Below are 7,159 nucleotides of genomic sequence, written 5' to 3'. Positions count from 1 at the left end.
AAAGTCGAGCATCGCGTTAAAATAACACTCTATGACATCAGAACAAAACCCTATTCATTAACACCTGGTTAATTTTTTACTGGTAATTAAAAGGCCATTTCTAAGTTCAGGTAAATAAAGTTTGGCTAAAAAAGATATTAATATGTTAACTTAGGCAAAACAGCAGAAAATCAATATAATAGGAATTATGCAAAAACTTGCCTTATTGACTTACATTCTGGTTCTATTTGGTTTCACACAACCCGCAAAGGCTTTGTCTGAAAATGAAGCTGAAGATCTTGCTGATCTCACCGCAGTTTACATCTACCTAAAATATGATTGTGGTTATAGTCAGATCCCGGAAAGGGAAATCAGACGTACAATCGTTTATTTTGCCCAACGTAATAAATGGGATCTCAGTAACTATGATGGTCAATTAATGGAGAAACTAAACCAGTCAGGCTATAACGATCTGAAAGGAATCAACCTGCCTCACGAGGTAAAATGTCGTTTTCTTGCCCGACGCTCCCTCAGCCTACTTGCTTATGTCAAATAGCGTTCTAATCACTCTCAGGTAAATATCACAGTGCAACTCACTTTTTAGTTGGCTATTATGTGCGCCTCATAATCATGAGTGCACAATGGAGGAATACCATACATGTCACAAGAAAACGTTTGGTATGAAACATTACATGCCAATTTTGGCCAGTATTTCACGGTTGAAAACGTGCTTTATCACAATAAAACCGAACATCAAGATCTTATTATCTTCGAGAATGCAGAGATGGGTCGCATTATGGTTCTTGATGGCGTAGTACAAACTACAGAGCGCGACGAATTTATTTATCATGAAATGATGGCGCATGTTCCATTGTTTGCCCATGGTCAAGCTAAAAACGTTTTGATTATTGGTGGAGGGGATGGCGGAATGTTGCGTGAAGTTTGCCGTCATCATTATCTCGACAATATTACTATGGTAGAGATTGATGCAGGCGTTGTTGAATTTTGCCGCCAATATTTACCAAGCCATAATGCAGGGGCTTACGATGATCCCCGTTTCAAACTCGTTATTGACGATGGTGTCAACTTCGTTAATACAACTTCTGAGAAATTTGATATCATTATCTCTGATTGTACTGATCCAAAAGGACCAGGAGAAAGTTTATTCACATCTGAATTCTATCAAGGCTGCGCTCGCTGCCTGAGTGACAGCGGCATTTTTGTAGCCCAAAATGGCGTTTGCTTCCTGCAACAGGATGAAGCCATCACAAGCCATAAAAAATTAACTCATTGTTTTGCCGACAGCGGTTTTTATCAGGCTGCTATTCCTACTTATTACGGTGGGATCATGATATTTGCATGGGCAACTCAAAATCCTGCTTTGCGTCAAGTATCTCTGGAAACGCTGCAACAACGTTTCGACAATGCGGCTATAACCTGCCGTTACTACACCCCAGCGATACATGCAGGTAGCTTTGCGTTGCCACAGTACTTGCTGGATTCTCTATCTGGAAACCAATAGTCACCCATGCCGGGAGGTGAAATAAATTGCGTAAACTGAAATTGCACGGCTTTAACAATCTGACAAAAAGCTTGAGTTTTTGTATCTACGACATTTGTTATGCAAAAACGAACGCCGATCGCGACAGTTATATCGCGTACATTGATGAACAGTATAATGCAAATCGCTTAACTGAAATTCTCAGTGAAACCTGTTCAATCATTGGTGCAAACATTCTGAATATTGCCCGCCAAAATTATGATCCTCAAGGGGCAAGTGTAACCATTCTGATTAGTGAAGAACCGATAGATCCCAGTCTTGTGGATAATACGGAAAATCCAGGCCCTCTGCCTGACTCTATCGTCACCCATTTGGATAAAAGCCATATTTGTGTACATACTTATCCAGAAAGTCACCCTGATGGTGGCATATGTACATTTAGGGCAGATATTGAAGTTTCCACTTGTGGCGTCATTTCACCACTTAAAGCGCTCAATTATCTGATCCATAAATTGGAATCTGACATTGTAACGATGGACTACCGTGTTCGCGGTTTTACCCGAGATATCAATGGAGTAAAGTTATATATCGATCACGAGATTAGTTCCATTCAAAATTATGTGACTGAAGAAATCCAATCTCAATACCATATGATGGATGTGAATATTTTTCAGGAAAATCTTTTCCATACCAAAATGATGCTAAAAAAATTCGATCTGAACGAATATTTATTCAATACCACAGCCGAAGAATTAAGCAAAACAGAAAAAAACGAAATCATTTGTCTGCTTAAAAAAGAGATTCAGGAAATTTATTACAGTCGCAATTTACCGACTATCTAAAGATTATTCTTTCTTTTTTTAAAATTGGCTGCAGATATAATATCTGCCAAGTATGTTATAACAAATAACATAATCAATAAAATTGCAACCTGAAATAAGAAAGGTAAGTTCACTAAAATATTCATAGCGAATATACACCAAGCGCTGTACTTGTTGTAATTTCAGCCCCATAATTTTTTTTCAGATAATCGAGTTCCTTATCCTGATCTGCCCTCATAAAAACACAAACAGCATCAGATAATATTTTGATATTATAGCCACAAACAAATGCACCATAAGCAGTATGCCGGACACAACAATCGGTATGCTGACCAGTCAATATCACTTCAGTCACCCCATATCGCTCGAAAACAGCCTCCAGATCTGTTCCATCAAAAGCACCATAAAAACGCTTGGGAGAAACAATCTCTCGCGCTACTCCAATCGGAGCCAAGGCATTAATAACCTTAGCTCCGAATGTCCCCGCCATAGCATGTCTGCCCCAAATCGCCATTTCTCGATCATTTTCCTGATGAGAATCATTAGAATACACAACCAACCAATCAGGCTGACTCCTGGCATGATTGATCATTTTCTGGATCACAGGAACAATTAGCATTGCATTCGCTTCATTGGCAAGAGCACCAGTCACAAAATCATTTAACATATCAATTACGATGAGTGCTTTCATTTGAGTATCCTTATTTTCACATAAAGAAATATCGATTAGAAATGAAACCACTGTTTATAATTCACTACATATCACTCCAAGCTCATATTATTTAAGTAATCTTATTATTTTACTTTTATTTCAATAGATAACCTTATTACTTATCATCCAAGACGCTATTGAACATTAACTCATTCAATTGTAGTAAAGCTTTTTCATGAACATTATGATATATAAAATACATTTATACGAAAAATCACCATAAAAAATGAAGATAAAAGTTGCACTTATTGATGACCATGTTGTTGTTAGATCAGGATTCGCTCAGCTACTCACACTTGAAGATGACATTACAATAGTAGGGCAATACAGCAATAGTAAAGAAGCATGGCCTGACCTACTAAAAAGAAATATTGATATAGTTATCATGGACATTTCTATGCCACATGAAAATGGTTTGCAACTCCTTGCACGACTGCGCCCTAATTACCCTAATTTTCGTACGATTATGCTTAGCATTTATGATACGGCTGCTCTTGTGCAAACCGCCCTTGATTCAGGAGCTCGTGGCTATTTGACAAAATGCTGTGGCGCGGAAGAACTGGTACAAGCAGTAAGAACCGTTCATAAAGGAGAGATTTATCTTTGTGCCGATGCCATGAAAGCTTTACACCAGAAACCACAAGAGTTAAATGCTCTACAAATCCTGACACCACGAGAACGAGAGATATTTAATCTTTTAATTAATGGAGTAAACGCCAGAAGTATTGCAGAGCAACTAATGTTGAGCCCTAAAACTGTCCATGTTCACCGAGCCAATATCTTAAATAAATTACAGTGTGACACCACTATTGATCTTGTCCATTATGCATTACAACATCAAATTATTACGGGCTAATAGATGAATTGGAAAGTACGCTTTAGTTTACAGTCTCTGTTTTTATTGATTTTCTATTCTTTTACCTGGATTTCACTATGGATAATCAGTTTTTATTTGAGTAAAAATGGACAGCAGGCCGCTCTTTTTTTACCTCAGGGGTTGAGACTGATCCTTATGATTTTGCTCTGGAAACGTTACCTGCCAATCCTGATTATCAGTGAAAGCAGCATCCTGATATGTTTAAATAACGAACAACTTATTACAAACTTAGTTATTTTACTCTCTCCTATTATCAGTTTGATAACAGTCTTAGGTATTAAACAGATATGGAAATATTATTCTCTTTATTGGCAGCAACTCTCCATCCTGCTAGCTTCTGTTATCATTAACAGTTTATTACAAACCTTTTTCCTCAGTAGCCTGTTGTCCTGTAAATCCAGCCTTATTTTTCTCAGTTCTCTAACTGGCGGAGTTCTGTTATCCCCATTTATTTATCTGATTTATATCTATATATATGAGCAAAATCTAAAATCTCAATATATTACTGACCACTCAACCTATCCACAATTACGCACATCGTTATTGATGTGGTGTTTTCTATTCAGCTTATTGGGTATTAGTGGACAGTTCTTTTTATCTCCCAAAATTGAGGGACTTTTGTCAATCTTGGTTTTTATTCCCAATGTTTTTATGGCTTACCGTTATGGTTGGCAAGGCGGTGTATTATCAGCACTATTAGGAAGCTTAATCGTAGCTTTTGCACGTCAATTTAGTGGTTCATTCAGTGAATTACAAGAGCTGGAGATTTTTTTAACTACTCAAGCATTATTGGGGATCGGGCTTGGTATAGCCATCAGCCGCCAGCAACAATTAGCTGGTAGCCTTATTCACCAGCAACGTTTAACAGAGAATCTTAACCGCTATCGTACTCAACTCGAAAAAGAACTCGCTGCACGTCGAATTCTGATGCAAAAAATTGTGCAGATTGAAGAAGATACCCGTAAAAATATTGCCAGAGAATTACATGATGAGATCGGACAAAATATTACTGCTATTCAAATCCAATCCACATTAGTAAAACGTACAGCAAATTCTCCACTAACTATAAAAGCAGCCGACCAAATCAAATCTCTTGCTCAACAAATCCACCAATCTACTCGTCAACTTCTTCGCGAACTACGTCCCCCCATTCTGGATGAAATGTCATTTGAACAAGCAATTCGTCACCTTGTAAATGAGTTTGCTTTCGAGGAGCAGAATATTATTTGTCAGTTTAATTATCAATTACCACAAGAACCCCAAAATAGCACTATTATTTTGACTCTCTACAGAGTTATTCAGGAACTATTAAATAATATCAGTAAACATGCCGATGCCAGCATAATAATTATCACACTAAAACAAAGAGGAAATTTCATTAAACTTCGCATTAGTGACAATGGAATCGGCATCAAGGAAAATAAAAAAAACAGAGGCCTTGGCTTAAAAGGCATTGAAGAAAGGATTCGTATACTTGGTGGAAATTGGCTATTAAAAACACAAAGAGGAACACATGTTGTTGTTAATTTACCCATAAATTCAGATCAGTATATCGAGTAATTAAATAACACACTTCATACATCAGGGGATACCATCAATACTTAATAAATCTCAAAAAGCTGAACAGTAAAAACGGAACAACATTTGGGGAACATAGGTAGTGATAGAGGTGTAACTAACAAAACTGCAATTTAAAAGAATGAGATAAATATTCTATTTACACAGGCTTACTTTTATGGAGAAATATTATGCAAGCCAGTAGCAAAGGACAGATTTCACAGCAATATCGCTATTGGCGAATTCATTTACTAATAACAATGTTGATCGGTTATGCCACATTTCAACTTACACGTAGAAGTTTGAATGTTGTTATGCCTGCAATGCAAGTGGAACTGGCATTAAATAAAAGTGATATTGGCTGGATAGCCAGCCTATTTTATCTTGCTTATGGTGCCTCAAAATTTGTATCCGGTATTTTCCACGACTATACAGGCTATCGCTGGTTTATGGGGGCTGGATTATTAATGACCGGAATACTTAATATTATTCTCACATCTTGTTCTTCATTGCCAGCTATATTAATTATCTGGACGCTGAATGGTTTTTTTCAGGGATGGGGCTGGCCTCCGTGTGCGAGATTACTGACTTATTGGTATTCTCGTAGTGAGCGGGGATTTTGGTGGGGGTGTTGGAATATTTCAATTAATATCAGTGGGATACTCCTGACCCTATTATCTACACTGTTGGCAACAATATATAATTGGAAAGTAGCACTGTTATTCTCTGGAATTATTAGTATTATATTAGGAATTTGGTTATGTCAGCAATTACGAGGCACTCCACAAGAACATGGATTGCCCAGTATAGGTAATTGGCGACAAGATGCGATGGAACTCAGACAAGAGCAATTATCATCCCCAATGTCAATGACAAAAGTTTTAAAAGAAACCATCGTATTTAATCGTACTATTTGGCTACTTGGTTTTTCCTATATTTTGATCTATTTCATCAGAACAGCAATACATGATTGGGGAAGTCTTTGGCTATCAGAAAAACATGGTTCTAATTTACTCAATGCGAATACGATTCTTTCATTGTTTGAATTAGGTGGGTTACTGGGAGCACTCTGTTCAGGATGGGGTTCAGATTTACTCTTTCGTAGCCAACGAACGCCTACGATCTTACTGTTTTCTCTTGGATTATTTTTTTCGATTACAGCACTTTGGTTCGCTCCAATGCAGAATGATGTTCTGCTGGCCACTTGTATTTTCAGTATTGGTTTTTTTGTTTTCGGCCCACAAATGCTAATTGGATTAGCAGCCACAGAATATTGCCATAAAAGAGCTGCTGGTACAGTTACAGGATACCTCGGATTATATGCCTATCTGAGCGCAGCCATTGCGGGTTGGCCACTGAGTCAAGTTATTGAATATTATGACTGGTCTGGTATGTTTGTTCTAATTATTCTGGCAGCCGCATTGATGGGATTATTATTAATGCCTCTATTAATATCTGATGTTGATAAATACAATAAAATATCTTAAAAAAATCAATTATTTTTCATGATGTTATTTCCATATCTGCATCGAAATGCTACTGACATAACAGAGAGATGGAACCATCGTCCTAAAATTTGTTTCTGCATTAACCACTTCTTTTATAAAGATTAATGTAGAAACAAGAAGAAAGCATATCTTGCATTCACATAAAAATGCCACATAGCACGAATTTTTAAAATATATTATTATTACGCGATGCTCGACTTTAAC

Annotated in this window: 7 protein-coding genes; 6 read left to right on the top strand and 1 reads right to left on the bottom strand. The window is 37.2% G+C overall.

Annotation, left to right across the window (positions count from 1 at the left end; translation table 11 throughout):
- The first annotated feature begins 187 nt into the window (after positions 1–187).
- The 3 genes from ABLA85_RS18410 (at position 188) to speD (ending at position 2,322) form a co-directional block, all read left to right on the top strand.
- On the top strand, positions 188–535 hold the full coding sequence (locus tag ABLA85_RS18410; RefSeq protein ID WP_367965770.1) for a YacC family pilotin-like protein: 348 nt from the start codon (positions 188–190) through the stop codon (positions 533–535).
- A 102-nt stretch (positions 536–637) separates the two neighbouring features.
- A complete protein-coding gene (speE, locus tag ABLA85_RS18405) occupies positions 638–1,501 on the top strand; it encodes a polyamine aminopropyltransferase (RefSeq protein WP_367965769.1) in 864 nt (287 codons plus the stop codon).
- Positions 1,502–1,527: 26 nt separating this feature from the next.
- Complete coding sequence (gene speD / locus ABLA85_RS18400) at positions 1,528–2,322, top strand: adenosylmethionine decarboxylase (protein ID WP_367965768.1); 795 nt, start codon at positions 1,528–1,530, stop codon at positions 2,320–2,322.
- A gap of 121 nt (positions 2,323–2,443) precedes the next feature.
- Here speD and ABLA85_RS18395 read toward each other — a convergent pair whose 3' ends face one another.
- The gene (locus tag ABLA85_RS18395; protein WP_367965767.1) at positions 2,444–2,992 is read right to left on the bottom strand and encodes a cysteine hydrolase family protein; all 549 of its coding nucleotides are present in this window, start codon (positions 2,990–2,992) and stop codon (positions 2,444–2,446) included.
- 247 nt (positions 2,993–3,239) lie between these two features.
- Between ABLA85_RS18395 and ABLA85_RS18390 the strand changes: the two genes are divergently transcribed.
- The 3 genes from ABLA85_RS18390 (at position 3,240) to uhpC (ending at position 6,934) form a co-directional block, all read left to right on the top strand.
- Positions 3,240–3,869 carry a response regulator gene (locus ABLA85_RS18390; protein WP_367965766.1) on the top strand — a complete coding sequence of 210 codons (630 nt, stop codon included), beginning with the start codon at positions 3,240–3,242 and terminating at the stop codon, positions 3,867–3,869.
- Between the two features lie 3 nt (positions 3,870–3,872).
- The gene (locus ABLA85_RS18385; RefSeq protein WP_367965765.1) at positions 3,873–5,450 is read left to right on the top strand and encodes an MASE1 domain-containing protein; all 1,578 of its coding nucleotides are present in this window, start codon (positions 3,873–3,875) and stop codon (positions 5,448–5,450) included.
- 188 nt (positions 5,451–5,638) lie between these two features.
- Entirely contained in the window at positions 5,639–6,934 is a 1,296-nt protein-coding gene (uhpC, locus tag ABLA85_RS18380; RefSeq protein WP_367965764.1) for an MFS transporter family glucose-6-phosphate receptor UhpC, read from the top strand.
- Positions 6,935–7,159: the final 225 nt, after the last annotated feature.

Origin of the sequence: Xenorhabdus sp. SGI246, assembly GCF_040838225.1 — a bacterium.
Classification (GTDB): Bacteria; Pseudomonadota; Gammaproteobacteria; order Enterobacterales; family Enterobacteriaceae; genus Xenorhabdus; species Xenorhabdus indica.
This window is presented reverse-complemented; position numbering and strand designations above follow the sequence as displayed.

What these genes read in the sequence shown, in the direction of transcription:
- ABLA85_RS18390 (WP_367965766.1), top strand. Translation starts at nt 3,240, where the DNA reads ATGAAGATAAAAGTTGCACTTATTGATGACCATGTTGTTGTTAGATCA.
- ABLA85_RS18385 (WP_367965765.1), top strand. Translation starts at nt 3,873, where the DNA reads ATGAATTGGAAAGTACGCTTTAGTTTACAGTCTCTGTTTTTATTGATT.
- uhpC (WP_367965764.1), top strand. Translation starts at nt 5,639, where the DNA reads ATGCAAGCCAGTAGCAAAGGACAGATTTCACAGCAATATCGCTATTGG.
- speE (WP_367965769.1), top strand. Translation starts at nt 638, where the DNA reads ATGTCACAAGAAAACGTTTGGTATGAAACATTACATGCCAATTTTGGC.
- ABLA85_RS18395 (WP_367965767.1), bottom strand. Translation starts at nt 2,992, where the DNA reads ATGAAAGCACTCATCGTAATTGATATGTTAAATGATTTTGTGACTGGT.
- ABLA85_RS18410 (WP_367965770.1), top strand. Translation starts at nt 188, where the DNA reads ATGCAAAAACTTGCCTTATTGACTTACATTCTGGTTCTATTTGGTTTC.